This window comes from Terriglobales bacterium (assembly GCA_035624455.1).
Taxonomy (GTDB): Bacteria; Acidobacteriota; Terriglobia; order Terriglobales; family Acidobacteriaceae; genus DASPRM01.
Map to the genome: position 1 here is coordinate 1 of DASPRM010000068.1, position 22,591 is coordinate 22,591.

The 22,591-nt window shown below is 58.4% G+C and carries 16 protein-coding genes; 8 read left to right on the forward strand and 8 right to left on the reverse strand.

Going from position 1 to position 22,591, the window contains the following annotated elements:
• The 3 genes from VEG30_07120 to VEG30_07130 all read right to left on the reverse strand — a co-directional run.
• A partial coding sequence (locus tag VEG30_07120; protein HXZ79683.1) for a DNA gyrase subunit A occupies positions 1-510 on the reverse strand: 510 nt, incomplete at its 3' end.
• Positions 511-888: 378 nt separating this feature from the next.
• Positions 889-2,700: an ATP-binding protein gene (locus tag VEG30_07125; protein HXZ79684.1), complete on the reverse strand. Its 1,812-nt coding sequence runs from the start codon at positions 2,698-2,700 to the stop codon at positions 889-891.
• A 233-nt stretch (positions 2,701-2,933) separates the two neighbouring features.
• Complete coding sequence (locus VEG30_07130; GenBank protein HXZ79685.1) at positions 2,934-3,758, reverse strand: hypothetical protein; 825 nt, start codon at positions 3,756-3,758, stop codon at positions 2,934-2,936.
• 161 nt (positions 3,759-3,919) lie between these two features.
• On the opposite strand from VEG30_07130, the gene VEG30_07135 reads away from it, so the two are divergent.
• The 4 genes from VEG30_07135 (at position 3,920) to galU (ending at position 11,200) form a co-directional block, all read left to right on the forward strand.
• On the forward strand, positions 3,920-4,690 hold the full coding sequence (locus VEG30_07135; protein HXZ79686.1) for a PilZ domain-containing protein: 771 nt from the start codon (positions 3,920-3,922) through the stop codon (positions 4,688-4,690).
• 133 nt (positions 4,691-4,823) lie between these two features.
• Positions 4,824-8,375, forward strand: coding sequence for a transcription-repair coupling factor (gene mfd, locus VEG30_07140; protein HXZ79687.1), 3,552 nt, complete (start codon positions 4,824-4,826; stop codon positions 8,373-8,375).
• Positions 8,376-8,550: 175 nt separating this feature from the next.
• Positions 8,551-10,260, forward strand: a complete 1,710-nt coding sequence (locus tag VEG30_07145) for a DUF885 domain-containing protein (protein ID HXZ79688.1) — start codon at positions 8,551-8,553, stop codon at positions 10,258-10,260.
• 64 nt (positions 10,261-10,324) lie between these two features.
• Positions 10,325-11,200, forward strand: a complete 876-nt coding sequence (galU, locus tag VEG30_07150; protein ID HXZ79689.1) for a UTP--glucose-1-phosphate uridylyltransferase GalU — start codon at positions 10,325-10,327, stop codon at positions 11,198-11,200.
• A 16-nt stretch (positions 11,201-11,216) separates the two neighbouring features.
• Here the strand turns inward: galU and purD are convergent, their stop codons facing one another.
• Complete coding sequence (gene purD / locus VEG30_07155) at positions 11,217-12,488, reverse strand: phosphoribosylamine--glycine ligase (protein HXZ79690.1); 1,272 nt, start codon at positions 12,486-12,488, stop codon at positions 11,217-11,219.
• 185 nt (positions 12,489-12,673) lie between these two features.
• Here purD and VEG30_07160 point away from each other — a divergent pair, with 185 nt between their 5' ends.
• The 3 genes from VEG30_07160 to acnA all read left to right on the forward strand — a co-directional run bounded on the left by VEG30_07160 (position 12,674) and on the right by acnA (position 17,591).
• Positions 12,674-13,366 carry a metal-dependent transcriptional regulator gene (locus VEG30_07160; protein HXZ79691.1) on the forward strand — a complete coding sequence of 231 codons (693 nt, stop codon included), beginning with the start codon at positions 12,674-12,676 and terminating at the stop codon, positions 13,364-13,366.
• Positions 13,367-13,438: 72 nt separating this feature from the next.
• The gene (locus VEG30_07165) at positions 13,439-14,770 is read left to right on the forward strand and encodes an Nramp family divalent metal transporter (protein HXZ79692.1); all 1,332 of its coding nucleotides are present in this window, start codon (positions 13,439-13,441) and stop codon (positions 14,768-14,770) included.
• Positions 14,771-14,891: 121 nt separating this feature from the next.
• The gene (acnA, locus tag VEG30_07170) at positions 14,892-17,591 is read left to right on the forward strand and encodes an aconitate hydratase AcnA (protein HXZ79693.1); all 2,700 of its coding nucleotides are present in this window, start codon (positions 14,892-14,894) and stop codon (positions 17,589-17,591) included.
• Positions 17,592-17,731: 140 nt separating this feature from the next.
• On the opposite strand, the gene VEG30_07175 is transcribed toward acnA, so the two are convergent.
• The 4 genes from VEG30_07175 to VEG30_07190 form a co-directional block, all read right to left on the reverse strand.
• On the reverse strand, positions 17,732-18,865 hold the full coding sequence (locus VEG30_07175; GenBank protein ID HXZ79694.1) for a glycosyltransferase family 39 protein: 1,134 nt from the start codon (positions 18,863-18,865) through the stop codon (positions 17,732-17,734).
• A gap of 122 nt (positions 18,866-18,987) precedes the next feature.
• Positions 18,988-19,947: a HEAT repeat domain-containing protein gene (locus tag VEG30_07180; GenBank protein ID HXZ79695.1), complete on the reverse strand. Its 960-nt coding sequence runs from the start codon at positions 19,945-19,947 to the stop codon at positions 18,988-18,990.
• 54 nt (positions 19,948-20,001) lie between these two features.
• Complete coding sequence (locus tag VEG30_07185; GenBank protein HXZ79696.1) at positions 20,002-20,985, reverse strand: HEAT repeat domain-containing protein; 984 nt, start codon at positions 20,983-20,985, stop codon at positions 20,002-20,004.
• Positions 20,986-21,150: 165 nt separating this feature from the next.
• Positions 21,151-21,570, reverse strand: coding sequence for a luciferase family protein (locus tag VEG30_07190; protein HXZ79697.1), 420 nt, complete (start codon positions 21,568-21,570; stop codon positions 21,151-21,153).
• A gap of 161 nt (positions 21,571-21,731) precedes the next feature.
• On the opposite strand from VEG30_07190, the gene VEG30_07195 reads away from it, so the two are divergent.
• Positions 21,732-22,532, forward strand: coding sequence for a hypothetical protein (locus tag VEG30_07195; protein HXZ79698.1), 801 nt, complete (start codon positions 21,732-21,734; stop codon positions 22,530-22,532).
• Positions 22,533-22,591: the final 59 nt, after the last annotated feature.

A 22,591-nucleotide genomic window follows, 5' to 3' on the forward strand; every position in this document is an offset into this window, starting at 1 on the left:
GAAGTTCTCGACAAAATCGACCGTGTCTTTCTCGATGTCGGCCATCATCTCTTCGGCGATGGCGGTGAGGCGGCACTCGGTATAACGGTAGGCCGCGGGAGGATCGCCATCGACGGAGCCGAAATTGCCCTGGCCGTCGATGAGCGGATAGCGCATGTTCCAGGGCTGGGCCAGGCGGACGAGGGCGTCGTAGACAGCGCTATCGCCGTGCGGGTGATATTTCTTCAGACACTCGCCGACCACACCGGCGCACTTCATGTGCTTGCGGTTATGCAGCACACCCATGTCGTACATGGCGTAAAGAATGCGGCGATGGACGGGCTTCAGGCCGTCGCGAATGTCGGGCAGTGCGCGCCCGATGATGACCGACATTGAATAGTCGAGATACGAACGCCGCATCTCTTCTTCAATGTTGATCGGCTGAATGTTGGCGGCGCCAGGGCCCATGCCGCCGCCGCTGCCATCACCCCCGAGGGGGAGTTGATCTTGGGGATTCTGTTCGTCTGCCATTGGTTAGCGTTCCTTCAAGAGCTCAGTTCGTGCTCAAAATCTCGGGCTGCGACTTTTCATTGCGGAGGTCGAGCCCGCGTCACAATCTGCCGGAGCAGGGCTGCGGTGATCGATGTTGACAAAAACTCTGGGAGCGGCGAGATTCTGCGTAAATAATTGCATTTACAGGAAGTTACGGGTCGTTTGGGTACAAAGAAATTATATCACGGGGTACGAACGTAATATGGGTCGGAACTAACTGGAAGCAAGGGAGTTAATGGCTCAATTCTCGGGGGGGCCGAGCTGGGCTCGGCTTGACCGGACGACCACCCCAGCAAACCAAAAGCGGGTTTGCCGGGGACCCCGGACGAGGATGTCCGGTCCTACGTAATTACTAAATTAACTTGCGTCAAGCAATTCGCGGACCTTGCGCACCAGGAACTCGGTGCGAAACGGCTTATCGATCACATTTTCCCCTTCCGGCAGGGTTCCCTCGCGAGTCATAGCCTCAGTTCCATATCCCGACATATAGAGGATTTTGATCTCCGGCCGCCGCTTGCGGATCCGCCCTGCTGCTTGCGGTCCGGAGAGTCCGGGCATGATGACGTCGGTGATCATGAGGTGAATTGGACCCTGGTGCGCAACGGACGCCGCCACGGCCTGCTCCCCGTCCTTCGCCAGCAGCACCTGGTAGCCCTTGGCTCGCAGGATGTGATCGAGGAGAATGCGCAGGTCATCGGCATCTTCGGCGATCAGCAGTGTTTCCGCGGCCCGGGGGCCCTCGGCAGCCTGGGCGGCGAGAATCGGAACGGTTGCGGGTTTGGTTTCCAGTTTCTCCTCAGTTTTCGCCAGGTAAACCCGGAAGGTTGTTCCGCAGCCGAGTTCGCTTTCGACGGCAATGTGGCCACCACTCTGGGTAACGATGCCGTAAGTGGTGGATAGTCCCAATCCGGTGCCTTCACCCACCAGCTTGGTAGTGAAGAAAGGCTCAAAGATGTGGGACATGGTTTCATGGCTCATCCCGATACCGGTATCGGTGACCGCGAGCATCGTGTAGGAACCCGCTGTGACCTGGTGGGAGCGCGCGTAGTTTTCGTCGAGGTCGATGTTGGCAGTTTCGATGGTGAGGCTGCCACCGTCGGGCATTGCATCGCGCGCATTGACCACCAGGTTCATCAGGACTTGTTCCATCTGCGTGGGGTCGGCCTTGATCGCCCACAGGGCAGGAGCGGGATGGATGTGCAGCCGGATCTTCTCCCCGAGAATTTGCCGGAAGATAGTTCCCATCTCCGCCAGAATGCTATTCAAATCGAGCGCCACCGGATTGAGCTCCTGGCGGCGGCTAAAGGCGAGCAGCTTGCGAACCAGCGCTGTGGCCTTCTCCCCGGCCTTGATCACCTGATGGGTTTTCAGGCGCAGAGGATCTTCTGCAGCGAGCCGTGCTTCGATCAGGCTGGTGTAGCCCATCATCACGTTCAGAAGGTTGTTGAAGTCGTGAGCCACGCCGCCGGCGAGTTGACCGATGGCCTGCAGCTTCTGCATCTGGCGAAGTTGTTCTTCCAGCTCATGGCGCTCGCGCTCGGCAGTTTTTAGAGCAGAGATGTCGAGCGCGTAGATCACGCCGATCTGAGGAGTGCCCTCCAGCATGGCGCCGCCAAAGATCGCGTGAACCCGCGATCCATCCTTGCGCAGGAACTCCTTCTCGGAATTCGGCACCAGGCCGGTCGTTTCCAACTGCTGCCGCGCCAGTTGGTCGCGTTCGTGGTCTTCCGGTGGAGAAATCCGCTGCCAGCGCAGCAGACCCGATTTGAGATCCTCGCGGGTGTAGCCCAACATATCGAGGAAAGCTTCGTTCGCGTAACGCAGCGAGCCATCTTTCTCCCAGAAGAAAGTTCCGATCAGGTTGGCCTGGATTATCCGCCGCACGGCAGATTCGGCGCGTCGTCGAGCGGTGTATTCCTTCACCTCCGCGGATTGGAAGGCAAGCAGCAGGCAAAGACCGGTAAGAAGTACGAATATCAGCCCCTTGAGGCTTTCGAGCTTCCAAATAACCGGAGACGCGCCGAGGATCAGATGAAGGATGGCATCGGAGAACACCACCCAAAGCGCAGATAAGAGAATATAGGCGATGGCTATGCGAGACGACGCGGGACCGAGCGAAAAACCACGAGAGGTTTTCTGCCGCGAGGAAGAGTTGTTTTCGCCTGCCATGGCTTTGAAGGCACAACCGCCTGTGCTTTTGAGGAAACAGAAAATCCGAGACGGTGAATGTTATCCGCTAAATGAGCGAGCCCCAAGTCTAACGCGACGTGGTTAAGGTTTTGTGAGGATTTGAAGTGTGTTGCCCGGGAAACCTATGTAGCCCGTGGTCGAGAAACAAAAGGTGTTTCGACTCGGGCCGGGAACTCTTGGCCCGGCCCTCGCTCAACATGACAGGATCAAGGTCAATTTTTGTACGACGCAGGCAGGCTGAACTCTACGCCGCGATCTTCATTCACCTTCGCCGTCTGGTCCAGATCCAGGTCGGCGAGTTTGATCCGGTGGGCAACGAACGTCCCCAGATCAAACAGGGTGTCGCCCACAATCGCGTAGTTGGTGACCTGCTGTTGGTGGCCGTCCTTGAAAACAAGCACAGTTGGGGTGAGAGACCTTGGTGGCGCGCTTGGAGGTTCGGAAACCTGGGCGTCAGCAGCGGCGTTGGCTGGAGGTTGGGGGTCAGCTAACTTAGCCCTCTGGTCATAGTACCGGGGTCCTTCATAGGGTCCACTCTGCATTGGCGCGTACGGTCCATTGCCATAACGGTCGTACACGGTTGGGCCGGGGGGCTCTTCCTGTGGCTGATCTTCGTCCTGGGCGGAGGAATCCACGGCTACCGGGTATGGATACGCATACGGAACATAGACCGGATACCCGCCGCGACGGTCGTGGTCTGGGCGCCCATTATGCGTGCCTCTGGTATTTATCTTCTGCCCCAACAGCACGCGCCCGTTGGTGAAATCGATTGTCGGAGTGAAAGCGGGATTGATGCATCCCACGGGAGAAGCACACGCAAATCCGGGCGTGTAGCCGCGAGGTCCAAGCGAGGTCACGCTGGGACGCGCGCCCGGCGCAATATTTGTTCCGTTGTAGGAAGTGACGCTCGGCGCCGGGCCGTTGGCAAACTTTCCTGTAAACGAAGTGACCGATGGCGGTACGCCATAAATTTGCGCGAACAGCGGGGCAGCCGTTAGCGCAATCACCAACAACCCGAATTGGAATACGCGTTTCACAGTGGAATCGTACCTCTAAACGGGACCGGCGCAACTGGTTCCGTTAACTCTATACCTAATTAGAAACCTTTGTAGGACCAATGGTTGCGCAAAATCTGGGCCAGACGCGGAGTTCGCCGTCCTGGGACGAGCCTCAGTGGGCCAGCGAGAGCTGACAAAAAATGTCTCTCTGGCCCCAAGTACATGACCTCACGTGCGTTACTCCCGGTCAGGGCAACGCCTATCATGTCTGGGTGATGGAATTGCGCTCATTGCTGCTCAGTCGCGACGCCGAGATGACGGATGTGCTGAAGCGCGCCATGAGCGAGTTAGGCATCGGAGTATTCGTTTACACGATGCCGGAGTGGGCGGGCGAGGACCTACGCCGCCACAAGTTCGACGCGGTGATCATCGATTGTGACGACCTGCCGGAAGGCGTGGACGTGCTGCAGGCAGTAAAGAATACGCCTTCCAACAGCGATTCCATGGCATTTGCCATTGTCAACGGCCGCACCAGTCTGCAGGCGGCACTTGATATGGGAGCTCATCTGGCGCTCGAGAAGCCGATCTCGGCGGAGCGCGCCAAGTCGAGTTTTCGAGCAGCCTACGGCCTGATGGTGAGCGAACGGCGCCGTTACTTCCGATATGACATTGAGGCACCCGTAGGAGTGAGTCTCGATGAGAAGACGGAGTATGCCGGAGTCGCAGTTAACATCAGCGAAGGCGGGATGGCGCTGAAAATGAACTGCGTGATTGCTCCCAAGTCAGTGGCCCAGCTGCGATTTACCTTGCCGGGAAGTTCACAGGTGCAGTTGCGGGCGGTTGTGGTCTGGTCCGATGAGCAGGGCCGCGCGGGAGTGCGATTTGAACAGGTTCCTGCGGCCGCACGCAAGCATTTGGCTGAGTGGTTTGCGAAGCAGGAAGCGGCCATGGGACAAAAGCCCGCAGAGTAGCCACTAAGCGGCACAGCTCTTCGGTAATAACTCAGAAAGCAACGCCAAGTTCACCGAAATTTTCCGATAGCTCTCGCAATCCTCGCGGGCAGGAGTGCCTGCGCCACACATCGTCCTGTAAAATTGAAGAGCGATGATTCTGCCGTTCGTCCGCGAGCTGTTTGCGGACGTGGAGAAAACTTCCGCCTTTGCGCGCCTGACCTCCCACCTCAAGACGGGCGCGGGACGGATAGGTATGTCCGGGCTCGTTCCGACAGCTAAATCCCTGCTCATTCCGCTGCTGGCGCGCGCGGCGTCGCGGCCGCTGATCCTGGTAGTGGCCGATAACCGCGCCGCCGAAGAGATGCTCCCCCGGGTGCAAGGTTTTTGCGAGCTGACGGGAGCGCTTGCAGCGGATGCGATCGTCAGCGTTCCCGCCTATGACGTACTTCCCTTCGAAAATCTCTCGCCGCACGCTGAAATTCAGGAGGCACGAGCCAAGGCGCTGTGGCGGATTACCACCGGCGAAGCTCGCGTGGCGATCATTCCGGTAGCTGCCGCTGTCATGAAACTACAGTCGCCAGAGTATTACTTCGACTTGGGGCAGGTGTTCCACCGCGGCGAGGTCGTGGATATCGAGAAACTGGTGGCGCAGCTCAACCTGGTCGGCTATTCACGTACCGACGTGGTAGAGATGCCGGGTGAATACGCAATTCGCGGCGGAATTCTCGATGTATATCCGCCAGAATTTGATCGCCCGCTACGTGTCGAGCTGTTCGGGGATGAGATCGAATCGATCCGCAAGTTTGATCCGGCAACGCAACGTTCTTCCAGCCCGGTCGACGATCTGGTGCTGATGCCGCTGACGGATACACCCGTACGCGAAGAAACCCTGGGAGCGATTCACGCACGGCTGACCGGGGCGCGGGTCAGCGGGCGTGAAGAAGTAATCGAGGACGCGATACGCGCGGGAGGTATCACAGTGTTTCCCGGGTGGGAGCTGTATGCGCCTGTGGCAGGAGCTGGAGAGAGCATCTTCGGACTGCTACCGCAGGCAAGCGTGCTGATCAACGAACCCTCGCTGGTCAAGAGCGAACTGGAGCATTGGTGGGAGAAAGTAGAGAGTGCTCACGAACGCAGCGGGATTGGAAATCTGGTGCGACCGGAGGATCTCTATTTCGCTCCCGATGGTTGGTGGATGCGGGTCGATTCCATGACCGGCGCCGATTTGGAGCACCTCGGACTTGGCACTGATGAGGAAAGCCTGCACCTAAGTTTCAGCACGCAGCCGGCAATGAAATTTCATGGTTCCGTGGCGGCCATGGTGGAGGAGGTGAAAAAACTCGCTGCTGAGAATCAGCGCGTTGTCTTCGCTGCCGGCAATACAGGCGAAGTGGAGCGGTTGGCAGAAATTTTCAGTGAATACGGGGTCAGCTTCCGCCTGGGCAGCCGTACACCACGTCCAGGCGAGACGCACGTGGATGACGCCGCTTACCTGGCGGGCGAAGAAGTGCTGACGACGATCGTCAAAGGCTTCGTCCCAGATGGAGTGACGCTGCCCGAAGTCAACCTGGTGATCTTTGGCGCCAGTGACCTGTTTGATGAGTCGGAAGTGGCTGCGATTCGACCTCTGCGGCAAAAATCAAAGACTGCCGCCTTCGCATCCGATTTTCGCGATCTGGCCGTGGGCGACTACGTGGTTCATGTGGAGCATGGGATCGGGCAGTACGACGGACTGAAGGAAATACCGCAGACGGATGGATCGAATGCGGAATTCATGGTGCTGGAGTACGCGGAGGCAGCGCGGCTGTATGTTCCTCTGACCCGGCTTGATCTCGTACAGAAATATCGCTCCGCCGAGGGAGCCCGGCCGGTGCTGAACCGGCTCGGCACCGCGCAGTGGCAGAAGACCAAGGCGCGGGTCAAGAAAGCCATGCGGGACATGGCGGAAGAGCTACTCAAGCTCTATGCCCAGCGCAAGCTGGCGGAGGGCCATGCGTATCCCGCCGATACCGAGTGGCAGCGGGAATTCGAGGACGCCTTCGAATTCAACGAGACCGAAGATCAGCTTACAGCCATCTCCGACGTGAAGCGCGACATGCAGTTGGGAACGCCTATGGACCGTCTGCTCTGCGGCGATGTCGGCTACGGCAAAACTGAGGTCGCCATGCGCGCGGCCTTCAAGGCGGTCAGCGACAATCGGCAGGTGGCGGTGCTCGCTCCTACCACGGTGCTCGCATTTCAACATTTCGGGACGTTCAAGCAGCGATTCGCCGCATTTCCCATTCGCGTGGAGATGCTAAGCCGCTTCCGCACACCAAAAGAGCAGAAAGAGATTGCACAAAAGGTGGAGCACGGGCAGGTGGATGTCGTGATCGGCACCCACCGGCTACTTTCAAAGGACGTGAATTTTGCCGACCTCGGGCTGGTGATCATCGATGAAGAGCAGCGCTTTGGCGTACGCCACAAAGAACGGCTGAAGCAGCTGCGGAAGGAAGTGGACGTTCTGGCCATGTCGGCTACGCCCATCCCGCGGACTCTGCACATGTCACTCGTGGGTCTGCGCGACATGAGCGTGATCGAAACTCCACCCAAAGACCGGATTGCAATTCAGACCGTGGTCGCGCCGTACGAAGAGAAGCTAGTGCGTTCGGCGCTTGAACATGAGTTGGAACGCGGCGGGCAGGTCTATTTCATCCACAATCGTGTGGAATCGATTTACGAGATCGCCTCCCACGTGCAGGAAATGGTGCCACGGGCGCGAGTGATCGCGGGGCACGGACAGATGTCGGAGGGCGAACTGGAAAAAGTGATGCTCAAATTCGTGCGCCATGAAGCCGACATCCTGGTGGCCACGACCATTGTGGAGAACGGGCTGGACATTCCGCTGTGCAACACCATCATTATTAATCGTGCCGACCGCTACGGACTCTCGGAACTGTACCAGTTGCGCGGGCGGGTAGGACGCTCGAACCGCCGTGCTTATGCATACCTGCTGATCCCACCTGATACGGAACTGACGCCGCTGGCGCGGCGGCGGCTTGCCGCATTGAAGGAGTTTTCCGATCTGGGAGCTGGCTTCAAGATTGCCGCCCTCGATCTTGAGTTGCGCGGCGCCGGCAACATGTTGGGTGGTGAGCAGAGCGGCCACGTCGATGCTGTCGGATTCGAGCTGTACACATCAATGTTGGAGCGCACGGTTCGCGAGTTGAAGGGAGAGGTGGCCCCGCAGGAGGTGGAGACGCAGCTCAATCTCGGCATCAACATTCGCATTCCCGCGACTTACATTGCCGAAGAGAACCAGCGACTGCGCATGTACAAGCGCGTGGCGGGAGTAGAGAGCGAGAGCCAGCTGGCCGATGTCGCGGGTGAATTGGAAGATCGGTACGGGCCCCCGCCTGCGGCGGTGGGAAACCTGCTGGAGTATGCGACGCTCAAACTGCTGTGCCAGCGCGTCGGCGTGATTGGCATCGACCGCCATCGCGATGTGGTAAATATCAAGTTCGCGGAAAACGCAGGAATCGACCCAGAACGGCTGATGCGCTTCATCTCCCGGCAGAAGGGGGCGCAGTTCACACCGGCAGGCATTCTGAAATTCACCATGACAGCGACCGCGGCCGAAGAGGTGCTGGCCCGGCTCAAACGTTTATTGGAGGAATTGGCCGCGGAGCAGGTGGGAGCAACCGGAGATCAGGTGGTTCGGTAGTTCCGCAGCACTTGCTTATATCTTCCGGTGTATACAAACCCGACAAATGTGCTTTCCTATGGTAAGTTGAATCGTCTACAGACTGTCTATGCAAACTACAATTCGAGCCGTTCTCCTTGTGTTGATCGCGTGTTCTTTTTTCACTCAAGCCCAAACTCAGCAAGGAAACCATAAGATGGCGCAGCAAGCCGTGGCTCCTCCCAGTTCTAGCGCGGCGCTCGAGTCGTGGAACAAGCTGGTGGATGAGTATTTTGACGGGTTTTTCGGTTACCACCCCAGCGAAGCTACCGCCACGGGTTTTCATCAATACGATACGCAGCTAGAGGACTATTCGCGGAAGAATATCGATCAGCAGATCGCCTTCAACCGCCAATTTCGCGCCCGGCTGGAGAAATTCGATGCCTCAAGTTTGCCCCTGGAAGCGCAGCAGGATTACCAGTTGATCGTAGCCAGCATCAACAGCACGCTGCTGAGTTTGGAGAGCATCCGGCCATGGGAGAAGAATCCGGACCGCTATTCCAGCGGGATCACCGGCAGCGCATTCGTGATCATGTCGCGCAAATTCGCGCCGCCGGAGGATCGCCTGCGATCTCTGATCGCGCGAGAGAAGCAGATGCCGGCGGTATTTACGGCCGCCCGTGCCAACCTCAACAATCCACCCAAGGTGTACACCCAGGTGGCCATCGAGCAGATGCCGGGGCTTATCTCTTTTTTCCAAAAGGATGTGCCTGAAGCATTTGCCGGCGTGAAAGATCCGGCGTTGCTGGCGGAATTCAAAGAATCGAACCAGGGGGTGATCAGCGCGCTGGAAAAGTATCAGAACTTCCTGCAGGAAGATCTGCTACCCATTTCCCAGGGGGACTTCCGCATCGGTGCGGAGAACTACCGCAAGAAGCTGGAATACGACGAAATGGTCGATACGCCGCTCGACCGTCTGCTGGAGATCGGATACCAGGATCTGCGTAAGAACCAGCAGCATTTCAAGGAGGTAGCGGCGCAAATCGATCCCAAGAAGACGCCGCAGGAGATCCTGGACGATCTGGAAAAAGATCACCCGACCGGGGATAACCTGCTGCAGAGCTTTCGAGATGTCCTCAGCGGCCTGCGTCAGTACATCGAGAGAAACCACATTGTGACCATTCCGTCGCAGGTGATGCCGATTGTGGAAGAGACGCCTCCATTTGCCAGGGCGCTGACCTCGGCTTCTATGGATACACCCGGTCCCTATGAAACCAAGGCTACCGAGGCGTACTTTAACGTAACCCTTCCCGATGCTCGCTGGTCCAAACAACAAACCGAAGAATGGCTGCAGGGATTCAATCGCGGCACCATCATCAGCACGGCGGTGCATGAGGCGTTTCCCGGTCACTATACGCAGTTCCTGTGGCTTTACCACGCTCCGTCCAAGGTGCGGAAACTGGCCGGGTGCGCTTCCAATGCGGAAGGTTGGGCGCATTACACCGAGCAGATGATGCTGGATGAGGGCTATGGGCGCCCCCCAGGCTCACCGGCGGACCCTCGTTTCCTGCAGTTACGCCTCGGGCAGTTGCAGGATGCCTTGCTGCGAGATGCGCGCTTTATTGTGGGCATCTCCATGCACACCGGCAAAATGACGCTGGAACAAGCAACCGATTTCTTTGTCAAAGACGGATATCAGACGCACGCCGTAGCCGAACGCGAGGCTAAGCGCGGCACTTCCGATCCCACTTACCTGGTGTACACGCTGGGTAAGCTGCAAATCATGAAGCTGCGCGAGGACTACAAGCAGATCAAAGGCGACAAATTCTCGCTGCAGGAATTCCACGATACTTTTCTCAAACAGGGCTTCCCTCCGGTGAAGCTCATCCGTGAAACCATGCTGGGAAACAACAGCCCAGTGCTCTAAGACAACTCTGTTAGGCAATCGGGGAATCAGAGCGTATGCTCGCCAGCCCGACTGAGCCGAGATTATGAAAGTAAGGAAAGCAGTCTTCCCCGCAGCAGGATTAGGCACGCGCTTCCTGCCGGCCACCAAAGCCCAGCCCAAGGAAATGCTGCCGCTGGTCGACAAACCCATCATCCAGTATGGCGTGGAGGAGGCATTGGCGGCAGGCTGCGACCAGATCATCATCGTCACCGGACGCGGCAAGCAGGCCATCGAAGATCACTTCGACACCAGCTACGAACTGGAGAAGATGCTGGAAGAGCGAAAGAAATTCGATCTGCTAGCCATCGTGCGCCAGATCTCCGACATGATTCATGTCGCGTATGTGCGACAGAAGGAAGCCTTGGGCCTTGGACATGCCGTACTGACTGCGCGCGAGCTGGTGGGCGATGAACCTTTCGCCGTACTGCTTGCTGACGACGTCATCGATGCCCCCGTTCCCTGCCTGAAGCAGATGATGGAAGTATTCGAGCAGACTCAATGCTCAGTGATTGCCAATCAGGTAGTGGAAGGAGCCGCGATTTCTGCCTATGGCGTGATCGCCGCCAATCCTGTGGACGGGAAGTTCTCCGGAAGGCTGCATGAGATTACCAATCTGGTCGAGAAACCGCGACCTCAGGAAGCCCCATCGAAGTTCGCCATCATTGGGCGCTATATTCTGACCCCGCGCATCTTTGAGGCTTTGGAATCTACCGGTGTGGGCAGTGGCGGAGAGCTGCAACTCACCGATGGACTGCGCCAGCTGCTGAAGCACGAGAAAATCTACGGGTTCCTGTTTGAAGGCAAGCGTCACGACACGGGAGACAAACTGGGGTTTCTGAAGGCGACAGTGGAGTTCGCGCTGAAGCGCCCAGACCTGGGAAAAGAATTGAGGAGTTGGCTGAAGGATTTGCCGTTGTAGAAGCCGGGCCTGTTCGTCATCGCTTCACCGCCCGGGCTGCAATGTCCTTGCGGTACTGCATGCCATCGAATTGGATTTTGCCCGCCGCTTCGTAAGCGCGTGAGACCGCGGTGGCGAGATCGGGAGCACGGGATGTGACTCCGAGCACGCGGCCGCCGGTGGTGTAGTAGGTGTTGCCTTCTTTTCGGGTTCCCGCGTGAAAGACCTTGACGCCTTCCACGCGCGCTGCGTCTTCGAGCCCGAAGATCGGTTTACCCACTTCCGGGGTGTCGGGATATCCCTTCGATGCCAGCACCACGCAGACCGTGGAATCGTCCGACCACTTGAAGTCTCCGTCACTCACTCGTCCTTCTGTGGAAGCCATGAAGGCACCGAACAGATCGCTTTCCAGGCGCATGAGAATGGGCTGGGTTTCGGGATCGCCGAAGCGAGCGTTGAACTCCAGCACCATAGGTCCGCGGGCGGTCATCATCAAGCCACAATAAAGGATGCCGCGATATTCGATGCCCTCGGCTCGCATGTGGCTGATGGTGGGGCGCGCGATGTGCGTGACCAGCCAATCGCGCATCTTGTCGTCCACAATTGCAGGGCTGGAATAGGCGCCCATGCCGCCAGTGTTGGGACCGGTATCGCCGTCGCCGATGCGTTTGTAATCCTGTGCGGCGACCAAAGGAACTACGCGTTCGCCGTCACTCACCACTAGAAATGAGAGCTCTTCGCCGCGGAGATATTCCTCGAGCACGACGGCTTTGCCGGCATCGCCTAGAAGCTGGCCACTGAGCATCTTCTGGGCGACCTCGGAGGCCTCCTCGCGGCTCTGCGCCAGAACGACTCCCTTTCCCGCCGCCAGCCCGTCAGCTTTGATCACGATGGGAGCGCTGAAGTGCGGGAGAGCGCTTTTCAGTTCCTGCAAGTTTGTGCAGATAACGAAATGCGAGGCCGGAATGCGATGCCGCAACATGAATTCTTTGGCGAAAATCTTGCTCGACTCCAGGCGGGCGGCGGAAGCGGTAGGGCCGAAGATGCGGAAGCCACTGCGGCGGAATTCATCCACAACGCCGTTGGCCAGTGGCAGCTCGGGTCCGACGATGGTGAGGTCGGGTTCGATGCGGCGCGCAATCTGCAGCAGGGAAGGCACATCTTTGACCTCTGCGGGAATGCATTCAGCTTCGTCGCAGATACCACCGTTTCCCGGTACGCAATAAAGCTGTGAAATGCGAGGCGATTGGCGCAGTTTCCAGACAATCGCGTGTTCCCTGCCCCCACTGCCGATGACCAGGACTTTCATGTGTCTCCCGCGACCAAGGTTAGGGAAGTAACGCCTGCCGTGTCAAACGCTTAACCAGGCTTCGGCGGGGGCGTTTGCGATTCGATTTGAGGGTCGCGCCTGTACCGAAGTAACCGGGTTTTACCGCAGGAATTGATATTCTTGTGTTAATCGTAGTTAACCCATAGCGTATAATTGTAATTTGCATGATCACGGTATCCAAAGAGGACTACATCAAGGCCATTATGGAAGCCGAGAGCGAGGGCACGGATGTGATCTCGGCGACCCTGGCGCACTGGCTTTCGGTATCGGCGCCGGCCGTAACTATGGCGCTACGCCGCTTGAAGAAGGATGGTCTAGTGACGGTGCACGCCGATGGGCGGGTTCGTCTGACGGCGGCGGGGCGCGAGATCGCTCGCCATCTGATGGTGCGCCACCACCTGATCGAGCGGATGCTCCACGAAGTGTTTGGCATGGAATGGTACAAAACCCACGACGAGGCAGAGCGGCTGGAACACGCGGTTTCAGCGGATTTCGAGGCTCGCTTGGTGGAAAAACTGGGACGCGGGAGGGCCTGTCCGCACGGCAATCTGACCACGCCGGAGAGCCCCGCATCGCGCCGACGGCGGGGTCTGGTGCTGCTGTCCAGCGCCGAACCAGGAAAGACATACACCGTAGCTGCGCTGTACGAGCGCGACCGCAAGCTGCTGGAGTTTCTCGACAGCCGCGGCGTGCGTCCCGGGGCCAAGATTCATGTGGTGAACCGTAACTACGACCAAACCCTCACACTGGAAGGCGAGGCTGGGGTTGTGCCGCTGGGTGGAGCAGCGGCGGAGAGGGTTTGGGTTTCGGCAGACAAAAATCATCGCCATGGCGGGCGCTCAGAAACACGGGGTTAACTCCGGTTCACCTTTCTAAATTTGCTCCTGCTAAAGGGCAACAGCGGATCGATTGGCAAGGTCTTAGGCACTATGGCGAGCGATAGCAAAACCTGGAACCTGGAGCGAGAACAGCAGAGCCTGCCAGAGGTGCACCGCACGCTTCCCATACCTGACTCGCCGGCATTTCTGCGCAAACTAATCGCCTTCGCCGGTCCCGGCTTCCTGGTAGCAGTGGGATACATGGATCCCGGAAATTGGGCCACCGACCTGGCTGGCGGCTCCATGTACAACTACAAGCTGCTGTCGGTGATCATGATCTCCAACCTCATGGCCATTTTGCTGCAGAGCCTGGCGTTGAAGTTGGGAATCGTTTCCGGACGCGACCTGGCGCAGGCCTGCCGCGACTCGTTCAGCCGGCGAACCACAATTCTGCTGTGGGTGTTTGCCGAAGTTGCGATTGCCGCCTGCGATTTGGCGGAGGTGATTGGCTCGGCCATTGCTCTCAATCTTCTATTTCACATCCCCCTGCTGTGGGGCGTGTGCATTACCGCTCTGGACGTCCTGGTGATTCTTTTCCTGCAGCAGAAAGGATTTCGCTACATTGAGGCGGTTGTCATCACTCTTATCGCGGTGATCGGGGTGTGCTTCGGGCTGGAGATCTTGTTCTCGCGACCGAGCATGTTAGGAATCGCCCAGGGGTTCATTCCTTCGGCGCAAATCCTGAAAGATCCGGGCATGTTGTATATCGCCATCGGAATCCTCGGCGCGACGGTGATGCCACATAACTTGTATCTGCACTCGGCGATCGTGCAGACGCGTGATTTTGCCCGCACCCGCGAAGGCATGAGGGAAGCGATCAAGTATTCGCAGATCGATTCGGCGGGGGCGCTGACGATCGCGCTGCTTGTGAACGCCGCCATCTTGATCGTTTCAGCGGCCACGTTCTACCAGGCTGGATACAACCACATAGCCGAAATTCAGGACGCTTACAAGCTACTTTCCCCGTTGCTGGGAGTGACGGGTGCGAGCACGATCTTTGCCCTGGCTTTGCTGGCTTCAGGGCAGAACTCCACGCTGACCGGAACCCTGGCCGGTCAGGTGGTGATGGAGGGATTTCTGAATATCCGTTTGCGGCCCTGGCTGCGGCGGCTGATTACGCGTGCGCTGGCCATCATACCCGCAGTGATAGTCACGGCGATTGCCGGCGCCAGCGGTACTGCCAGGCTGCTCGTCCTCAGCCAGGTCGTGCTGAGCATGCAATTGAGTTTCGCCGTAGTTCCCCTCGTTATGTTCACCAGCGATCGCCGCAAAATGGGCGAGTTCGTCAATCCGGCGTGGTTGAAAGCACTGGCGTGGGTGACGGCTGTGTTCATTGCGGTGTTGAATGCGTGGCTGCTGGTGCAGGCCGTGCATACTGTTTAGCTGAAGAGTACAAAAAGCATTCCCGAGAGATTACACTAATCTGTTTGGGAGACGGGTCTCCGGCGTCCTGTTTGCATCGCACTCCCGAACCCTACATCCAACCTAATTGAAGGTACTTCACATGAATAGTTTTGGCAGCCGCTCCGTGTTTCGCGTCGGAGGCCGGGAATTCGAGATCTATGGTCTCGACGCTCTGGATAAACAGGGAATCGCCACCCGGCATTTGCCTTATTCGCTGCGAATCCTGCTCGAAAACCTGCTCCGCAATGAGAACGGCACGGTCAAGAAAGACGACATCCTCACGCTCGCGAAATGGGATGGTAAGAAGCCTTCGAGCCAGGAGATCGCGTTCATGCCGGCCCGCGTCTTGATGCAGGATTTCACCGGCGTGCCTGCGGTCGTGGACCTGGCGGCGATGCGCGATGCCATGGCGCGGCTGGGAGGCGATCCCTCCAGAATCAATCCCATTCAGCCGGCGGAATTGGTGATCGATCATTCAGTGCAGGTGGATGAGTTTGGAACCCCGGCGTCATTTCAGCTCAATGCGGAGATGGAATTCCAGCGCAACAAGGAGCGTTATGCCTTCCTGCGGTGGGGACAAACGGCGTTCAAGAACTTCGCCATTGTGCCACCCGACACCGGCATCGTTCACCAGGTGAATTTGGAATATCTGGCGCGGGTGGTGTTTATCGGGCCAAAAGGACAGAGCGGCCATCCGATGGCATATCCCGACACGCTTGTCGGCACGGATTCGCACACTACCATGATTAACGGGCTCGGCGTGCTGGGTTGGGGCGTGGGTGGAATTGAAGCCGAAGCCGCCATGCTGAATCAGCCGGTTTCAATGCTGATTCCGGAAGTCGTCGGGGTGCGGTTGACTGGCAATCTGCGGGAGGGGTCGACCGCTACCGACCTGGTACTCACGATTACGGAGATGCTCCGCAAGGAAGGCGTGGTAGGCAAATTCGTGGAGTACTTCGGTCCGGGTCTAGCGAATTTGCCGCTCGCTGACCGCGCCACTATCGGCAACATGTCGCCGGAATACGGGGCTACGTGCGGTATCTTCCCAGTGGACCAGGAGACGCTGCGCTTTCTGGCTTTTAGCGGCCGGTCCAAAGAGCAGATCGAACTGGTCGAAGCCTATTGCAAAGAGCAGGGGCTGTTCCACACACCTGATTTTCCAGAAGCGACCTACTCCAAGGTTCTGCGTCTGGATCTGGCGAGTGTGGAGCCCAGCGTTTCCGGACCTAAGCGCCCGCAGGACCGGGTTGCGCTCAGCCACATCAACCAGTCGTTTAGCGATGCTCTGCCTTCGTTGCTGAAGCCTAATGCCAAGACTCCGGCGAATGCGGCAAAAGTATCCGGCAATGGCGATCTGCGGTCCAATTTGCACCACGGGAGCGTAGTGATCGCGGCTATCACCAGCTGCACCAATACTTCGAATCCATCGGTCATGCTGGCCGCAGGTTTGCTGGCCAAGAAGGCGGTCGAGAAGGGGCTGAAGCGGCCCGCATGGGTGAAAACATCGCTGGCGCCCGGCTCGAAAGTCGTGACCGAGTATTACAAGACTGCGGGACTGACGAAGTACCTCGATGAACTGGGCTTCAACCTGGTGGGATACGGTTGTACGACGTGCATCGGGAATTCCGGACCGTTGCCCCAGGAAGTGTCGGAGTTGGTGAACGAACAAGATTTGGTGGTGGCCTCGGTGCTGTCCGGTAACCGCAACTTCGAAGGGCGCATTAACTCCGAAGTGAGGGCCAACTACCTGATGTCACCGCCATTGGTGGTGGCGTTCGCGCTGGCTGGACGCATCGACTTCGATCCCGTGAATGATCCGCTGGGCAAAGGCAAGGATGGCAAGCCGGTCTATCTGCGCGACGTCTGGCCCACGCAGAAAGAAGTGGATGAGACGATCCGCCGGTGTGTGAAGGCGGAACAGTTCAGCAAGACCTATAGCGAAGTCTTTGAAGGAGACGAGCGCTGGCGGTCGCTGAATGTGCCGCAAGGCCAGACATTCCGCTGGGACGACAAATCCACCTACATCCGGCAGGCCCCATACTTTGACGGCATGAGTACGACCGTGCCGCCGGTTCAGGAGATCACAGGAGCGCGCGTACTGGCAAAGCTGGGCCATAGCGTGACTACCGATCACGTCTCGCCCGCGGGATCGATAAAGCCGGACAGCCCGGCAGGAAAGTACCTGATCGAGCGTGGCGTGGCAGTGAAGGATTTCAATTCATATGGCTCACGCCGCGGCAATCATGAAGTGATGGTGCGCGGCACCTTCGCCAATACGCGGATTCGCAACAAGCTCGTTCCCAGCCGCGAGGGCGGCTACACGCGTCATCTTACTGATGGTCAGGAGATGAGCATCTACGATGCCGCGATGAAGTACAAAGCTGAAGGCGTGCCGCTGATTGTTCTGGCAGGTAAAGAGTACGGTTCGGGATCGTCGCGCGATTGGGCGGCGAAAGGACCGGCGCTGCAGGGTGTGCGCTGCGTGATCGCCGAGAGCTTCGAGCGTATCCACCGTTCGAATCTGGTGGGCATGGGCATTCTGCCGCTGCAGTTCCTTCCCGACCAGGACGGGGACAAGCTCGGGCTCACCGGCGAGGAGGTGTTCGACATCATCGGACTGCGGGCAATGCTCGACAACTTTAAGCCCGGCAGCACGGTGAAAGTGCGGACGAAAAAGAGCGACGGCAGTACGTCAGAGTTTGCCTGCACGCTGCGCATCGATACACCGCAGGAAGTGCTGTACTACAAGCACGGCGGAATTTTGCAGTATGTGCTTAGGCAACTGCTGGGAGGCAAGTAGGGCCACGGATCAAGACGGATAACACCGATCCTGAATTTCCCTCAGGGGCTAAGGCCCGATCGATTTTTGCAGCTTTTAGGGACGGCCTGAAGGCCGTCCCTTCAAAACCCTTCGCCACAAGTGAGTCTTTCCGCAACTTTTTACAGGCGCAGCAAACCGCTGAGGCTGAAGATCACGTGTCCCAGGCATACTCCCAGAACAACGCCCAGCGCCACTCCCGCGTAGCGTGACTCCAGCAGATCAGAAAAAACTCCAGCGATGAAAACGTATGCGAAGGGCAATGCGATCGGGTAGAAAACGAATCCGCCTTGATGGGGGAGCAAGAACCCCATCCCCAGCAGCAGAAGGAACACCAGCAAGGGTGCGATCACGCCGAAATAACGGGGGCGGGGCCAGGCAGCGAAGGTCGCGAGGGCAATCACCAGCAACAGAGCGACCGCTGGGACCTCCCAAAAGAACGCGGCCAACAGGTTGTAGGTGATCTTTATGCCAAGCATCTGGGTTTGGAATTGCAGCGCGCGCGAGCTGCTTACCGCCTGCACCAGTGTGGCGAGGTGGAATCCGTACGAGGCGAGCAGCAGGAGCACTCCAATCGCGCAACCCGCAGCCAGGATGGCGATTGCGGCTCCCCGCCGTTCCGGAACCAGATAGAGCATGAACGCAGCGGCTAGCGGCAGCAGGACGATGAGCGAACACTGCGAGGCCACGGCCACGCCCAAAGCCACGCCCAGAAGCAGGATGCGCCGCCAGTTCCAGAGCACTACCTCGCGCTGGGCATAGAGCGTATGGGCTACAGCAATTGAAGTAAAGATCAGCCCAAAGGCTCCCCAGGCAGCGCCCGATCCGGGCTGAACCGTGGAACTGCGGATCACATCCACAGGCGAAAAGGCAAAGAGCACCAGGGACAGGTAACCGCCGCGGTTTCCAAACAACCGCCGGGAGACGTACCACAGGGAGGCTCCCAAAGCGACTCCCATGAACATGAATGGCAGCCGCGCGAGCCAGCGCCAGTAACCGGGCGGCTCGTCTCCGCTCAGCACGTGACGCACAACTGGCGCGGCGGCAAGCAGGCCAGTCAGGGGCGAAGCCTGTTCCGTCTGCGGGACTTCGCCAGCCTTCCATTGCCGCAGCCCCTGATCAATCGTATTCAGTTCCCGGTCGCGCAGCGGAACCCTGCCAGCAAACCACAGGCACTGAACAAAGAACGCCAACAGCAAGATTCCGGCGATGAATTGGGGAGTGCCGAAGCGCCCACGTGTGAAGTAGGAAGCCATGCAGGACGAAGCAAATGTTGTATCACGGAGAGAAGCAGTCAGCACTTCAGCAGTCAGTAATCAGTAATCAGTAATCAGTAATCAGCAGTCAGCAAAGCAAATCTCGCGAGTGTGCCTGAAGACTACGGGTGCGGGCTGGTACCTGGCTCCGTTTTCGGCTGATTCAGGCGCTGGTCCCACCATCCTTGCCACGCCCAGGTATCGTCTTGCAGGTCGGTTCTGCCAGTGATCTCGCGCAGTGCGTCGAAGACGTTATGCCGATCGGGATCTGTGAGACGTCCGGATAACTCGATCAATTCCGGTACGGCGTGCCAGCGCTGCTCCTCGGTGAGCATGCCGGTGCGGGCGGTGCTGTGGGAGGCCTGGGCGCGCACCTGCGGGTCGGAATCGTCGCGGATGATCTTCAGCAGATCGGAGGCGGAATCCTCGCTGCCAATCATGGCCAAGGCCTGCACCGCCGCTACACGCACCTTGGGGTCGGGGTCGTGCAGCCAGGTGAGAAGCCATTCGCGCACGCGCTGCGGCTGCACTCCGCGGTTGGCCAGCATGCCGAGCAGACTAGTGACTTTGACCCGCCTCGATGGATCAACCTGGGCTTCGTTGATGAGCCTGCTGACGGTTTCAGGCGTCTTCTCCAGGTCGAGAATCGCCAGCCGAACTTCAATGGCTGCGGCGCGCACGCGCACGTCATTGGCCGCCATGGCTTCATTCTCAAAGGTGGTCAGCGATTCTGTGCGGGCAATGTGCCCGTACCAGGTGGGCGCCAGCTTCTCTATGACCTCGGTAGCGCCCTCATCGTGGTTGACCGCGGCTTGCAAGAGCCGCTCCGCTTGCTCTTGTGGAGGACGGCTCGGGATGTATTCGGTTTCATGCTCCGAATATTTGGAGTGAGTTGCCGGCAAAACCGGCCCTGTGACACTGGCATTGTGTCCCGTGATGTAGTGCCACGCGGCCTGGGCCACACCCGAACTCACGCCAAGTACGCCTATGAAGATGACCACACACGCGGCTGCGAGCGTCCATTGCAAGCGACGGCGGCTGATGGAGATGGTGAACAGGGCGGGTTCGGGATCGCCGATCATTTTTTTCTGCGCTTCGTTTTCTCGCGCCGTCCGGTTAGCCCTTGCTCTCGGCGGCTAGCTGTTGCCGCGCACTGTCCAGGTTTCCGGACCGTAGGGCTTGGCATGACCGTCTTCGTTCAGCCACTTCCGCCACGCACTGGCATCATTGGGAAGGCTCACATTGGTGATCTCGCGCAGCGCCTGGAAGAACCAGGTGCGAGTTTCCGGATCGACATCGTTGCGCTCCACATACTCCACCAGCGTGGAAACGGCCAGCATGCGTTCCTCCTGCGTGTAGGCACCGGATTTCGCCAGGCCACAGCCTGCGCGCTCACGCTGCGTGCGGGTTTTGCCGTCATGAAAGATCCGCAGCAGAATTGGTATGGTTTCCTTGGTGCCGACGATCGCGATCGATTCCACCGCCCAGAACTGAGTCTTGTCGTCAGGATCGTCGACATAGCGCTCGAGGGCATCGATGACGCGCTCCGTCTGCACGCCACGATTGCCCAGCATTCCCAGCGCCCAGGTGGCGTGCGGGCGAGCAGAAGGATTTTCCGCTGCCATGCTTACCAGCCGGTCGACGGTCTCGCCATCTTTGGGGTAGTTGAAGGTCGCAAGCAGGAGCTCAGTGGTGGCAGCGCGGACGCGCAGGTCATTGCTGTAGCGGGCAGTCAGATCGAGATCGTTGAGCTTCTGGGTGAACTCGAGGTGGCCGCGCCATTCATCCACGTGCTGCTCGATGAGATCGGTGGCGCCCTCGTAATGGTTGGTGGCGGCCTGCAAGAGCTGCTCGGCCTGCTGCTGCGGAGGAAGGCCGAGGATGCGGTCGATCTCGCGCTGATCAAGCTTACGGCCGGTGGCTTCAACCGGCGGCCCCGCCACACGGATGCGCTCGCCCGTAAGCTGCTTCCATGCCGCCTGCACGGCGCCTGACTGCGCCAGGGCTCCCGCCGCTGCCAGCAGGGCTACCAGCAAGATGATCCGGCGCAGGCTGGATCGAGTTATCCCGACCGTGACGACGTCCCTGGCATTCTCTTCTGCAGACGTGGTTAGCGGCATAGTCCTCCGCCGTCCGAGTTCTGGGGAGGAGCGCGGCAAGCTCAGACCTCCATCATCCGCATTATTTAGGAAAACGCACTCTTTGGTGGGCACCTGCACGTTCCCAAAGTAACTTGCAGGGACAAGGGGAGGTGAAGCTGAGGCTGCGGAATAAGCCGGTGCCTGTCAAATTGCGTGAGCAAACAGCGGAACAAACGGCTGAAACAGCGATTCCAACTCGGCACTCAGGTGCAGGCGCTCACTCTCGGTCTTAAGCAGCGCACGCGGATCAGGCGCCGTCTTCAGCGCATAACGCAGGTAGGACAACCGCATGAGCCAGATGGCATGCTCGAGATCCTCTTCTTTGCGCACATGAAATGTCGCCCAGCCGGAATTTGGGACCCAGTGGTGCTCCTCGGCCAACCCCTTCGCCAACAGGGCATCACGCACCGGCCGCGGAAAGGGAATGTCCACAGTCCCATTCGTGTGCAGGTGTCCGACTTCCGCATTGCCATAGCGGAATTCCCTGCCTCCAAAGCGGTGGGGATGAACTGAGATGTGCGGCCAGGAAGAAACAGTGTCTTCGAGCTTCTTAAGATCATTCATGGTTGCACGCCTGTCTTATCTATCTGTTCGATGACTAGACGCGATCGCTCGATTCAGTCCGGTTGTGGCGTATTGGGAGGTCGCCTGAATCGTGGCAACATCTCGCAGGCTAGAATACGATCCTCTCGCGAGGAAGCACTATGGGCAGGGTGTCGGCCGTCATGTTCCTGGTACTCTCAGCAGGTACGTGGTTCATATCGGCGGTGCCAGCTCGACTACCGAACGAAACCCTGCTGTCTTCTGAAAATGCCTATAACCCGATACCGAGTCCTGATGGGAAATATATTGCCTTCGTCCGCATCGGATGGAATAAGCGGACAGCCGGACTGGGGCGTTCCAGTCTTATTTCGCAAACCGCTCTGATGGATCCGGGCGGCAACCTGGTTGCGAAGCAATCGTTAGCAGATTCTTTCTTGTCTGGCTGGACGCCGGACGGCAGTCTCCTGATTTGTTATCGCGACGGCGAGTATTCCCTCGTGCGGGTTGACGGAAGTAACTCAATCAAAGAACAACTCCCCGCCGCGCCAGATGTGCTTGGCACAGAGCGAGTCTCCTATTTTGCTCGTTCAAGAGCTGCGATCTGGAGTCATTCAGTCGGGAATATTACCGTGCTTGAGACTCCATACGGCGTTCTCGCACAGCAGGATGGTTGGAAGGGAAATCTGATCGCTCCATCGCCGAACGGAAGGTACCTCGCAATTGCGGGCGACTGGCCCGGTTCTCGTCTATGGATTTACGATCTTGAACTGGACAGCTGGACGTGTTTAGGCGATATCAGCATTCACCCGGACGAGAATTGGGACTACATCAAGCCAAGCTGGAATCCCTGGTTTGCTGATGGTTCGCGACTTACATTCTTCGCCCGTAAGAATTCGGTTCTTGTTATCACCTTGCCTGATGGCAAGCAACGGCGTGATGTCCAGATTTGGGGCACCTGCAGCTCTAGCGACACCATCACCTGATGGTCAATTCGTAGCTTACGTCACATTCGAGCCACGGCCTAGGAAACTGCGTCCGGACC

Excerpts from the sequence above, each read along its gene's own strand:
- VEG30_07125 (HXZ79684.1), bottom strand. The coding sequence starts at position 2,700 with ATGGCAGGCGAAAACAACTCTTCCTCGCGGCAGAAAACCTCTCGTGGT.
- VEG30_07135 (HXZ79686.1), top strand. The coding sequence starts at position 3,920 with ATGTCTCTCTGGCCCCAAGTACATGACCTCACGTGCGTTACTCCCGGT.
- mfd (HXZ79687.1), top strand. The coding sequence starts at position 4,824 with ATGATTCTGCCGTTCGTCCGCGAGCTGTTTGCGGACGTGGAGAAAACT.
- VEG30_07145 (HXZ79688.1), top strand. The coding sequence starts at position 8,551 with ATGGCGCAGCAAGCCGTGGCTCCTCCCAGTTCTAGCGCGGCGCTCGAG.
- galU (HXZ79689.1), top strand. The coding sequence starts at position 10,325 with ATGAAAGTAAGGAAAGCAGTCTTCCCCGCAGCAGGATTAGGCACGCGC.
- purD (HXZ79690.1), bottom strand. The coding sequence starts at position 12,488 with ATGAAAGTCCTGGTCATCGGCAGTGGGGGCAGGGAACACGCGATTGTC.
- VEG30_07160 (HXZ79691.1), top strand. The coding sequence starts at position 12,674 with ATGATCACGGTATCCAAAGAGGACTACATCAAGGCCATTATGGAAGCC.
- VEG30_07165 (HXZ79692.1), top strand. The coding sequence starts at position 13,439 with ATGGCGAGCGATAGCAAAACCTGGAACCTGGAGCGAGAACAGCAGAGC.
- acnA (HXZ79693.1), top strand. The coding sequence starts at position 14,892 with ATGAATAGTTTTGGCAGCCGCTCCGTGTTTCGCGTCGGAGGCCGGGAA.
- VEG30_07175 (HXZ79694.1), bottom strand. The coding sequence starts at position 18,865 with ATGGCTTCCTACTTCACACGTGGGCGCTTCGGCACTCCCCAATTCATC.
- VEG30_07180 (HXZ79695.1), bottom strand. The coding sequence starts at position 19,947 with ATGATCGGCGATCCCGAACCCGCCCTGTTCACCATCTCCATCAGCCGC.
- VEG30_07185 (HXZ79696.1), bottom strand. The coding sequence starts at position 20,985 with ATGCCGCTAACCACGTCTGCAGAAGAGAATGCCAGGGACGTCGTCACG.
- VEG30_07190 (HXZ79697.1), bottom strand. The coding sequence starts at position 21,570 with ATGAATGATCTTAAGAAGCTCGAAGACACTGTTTCTTCCTGGCCGCAC.
- VEG30_07195 (HXZ79698.1), top strand. The coding sequence starts at position 21,732 with ATGTTCCTGGTACTCTCAGCAGGTACGTGGTTCATATCGGCGGTGCCA.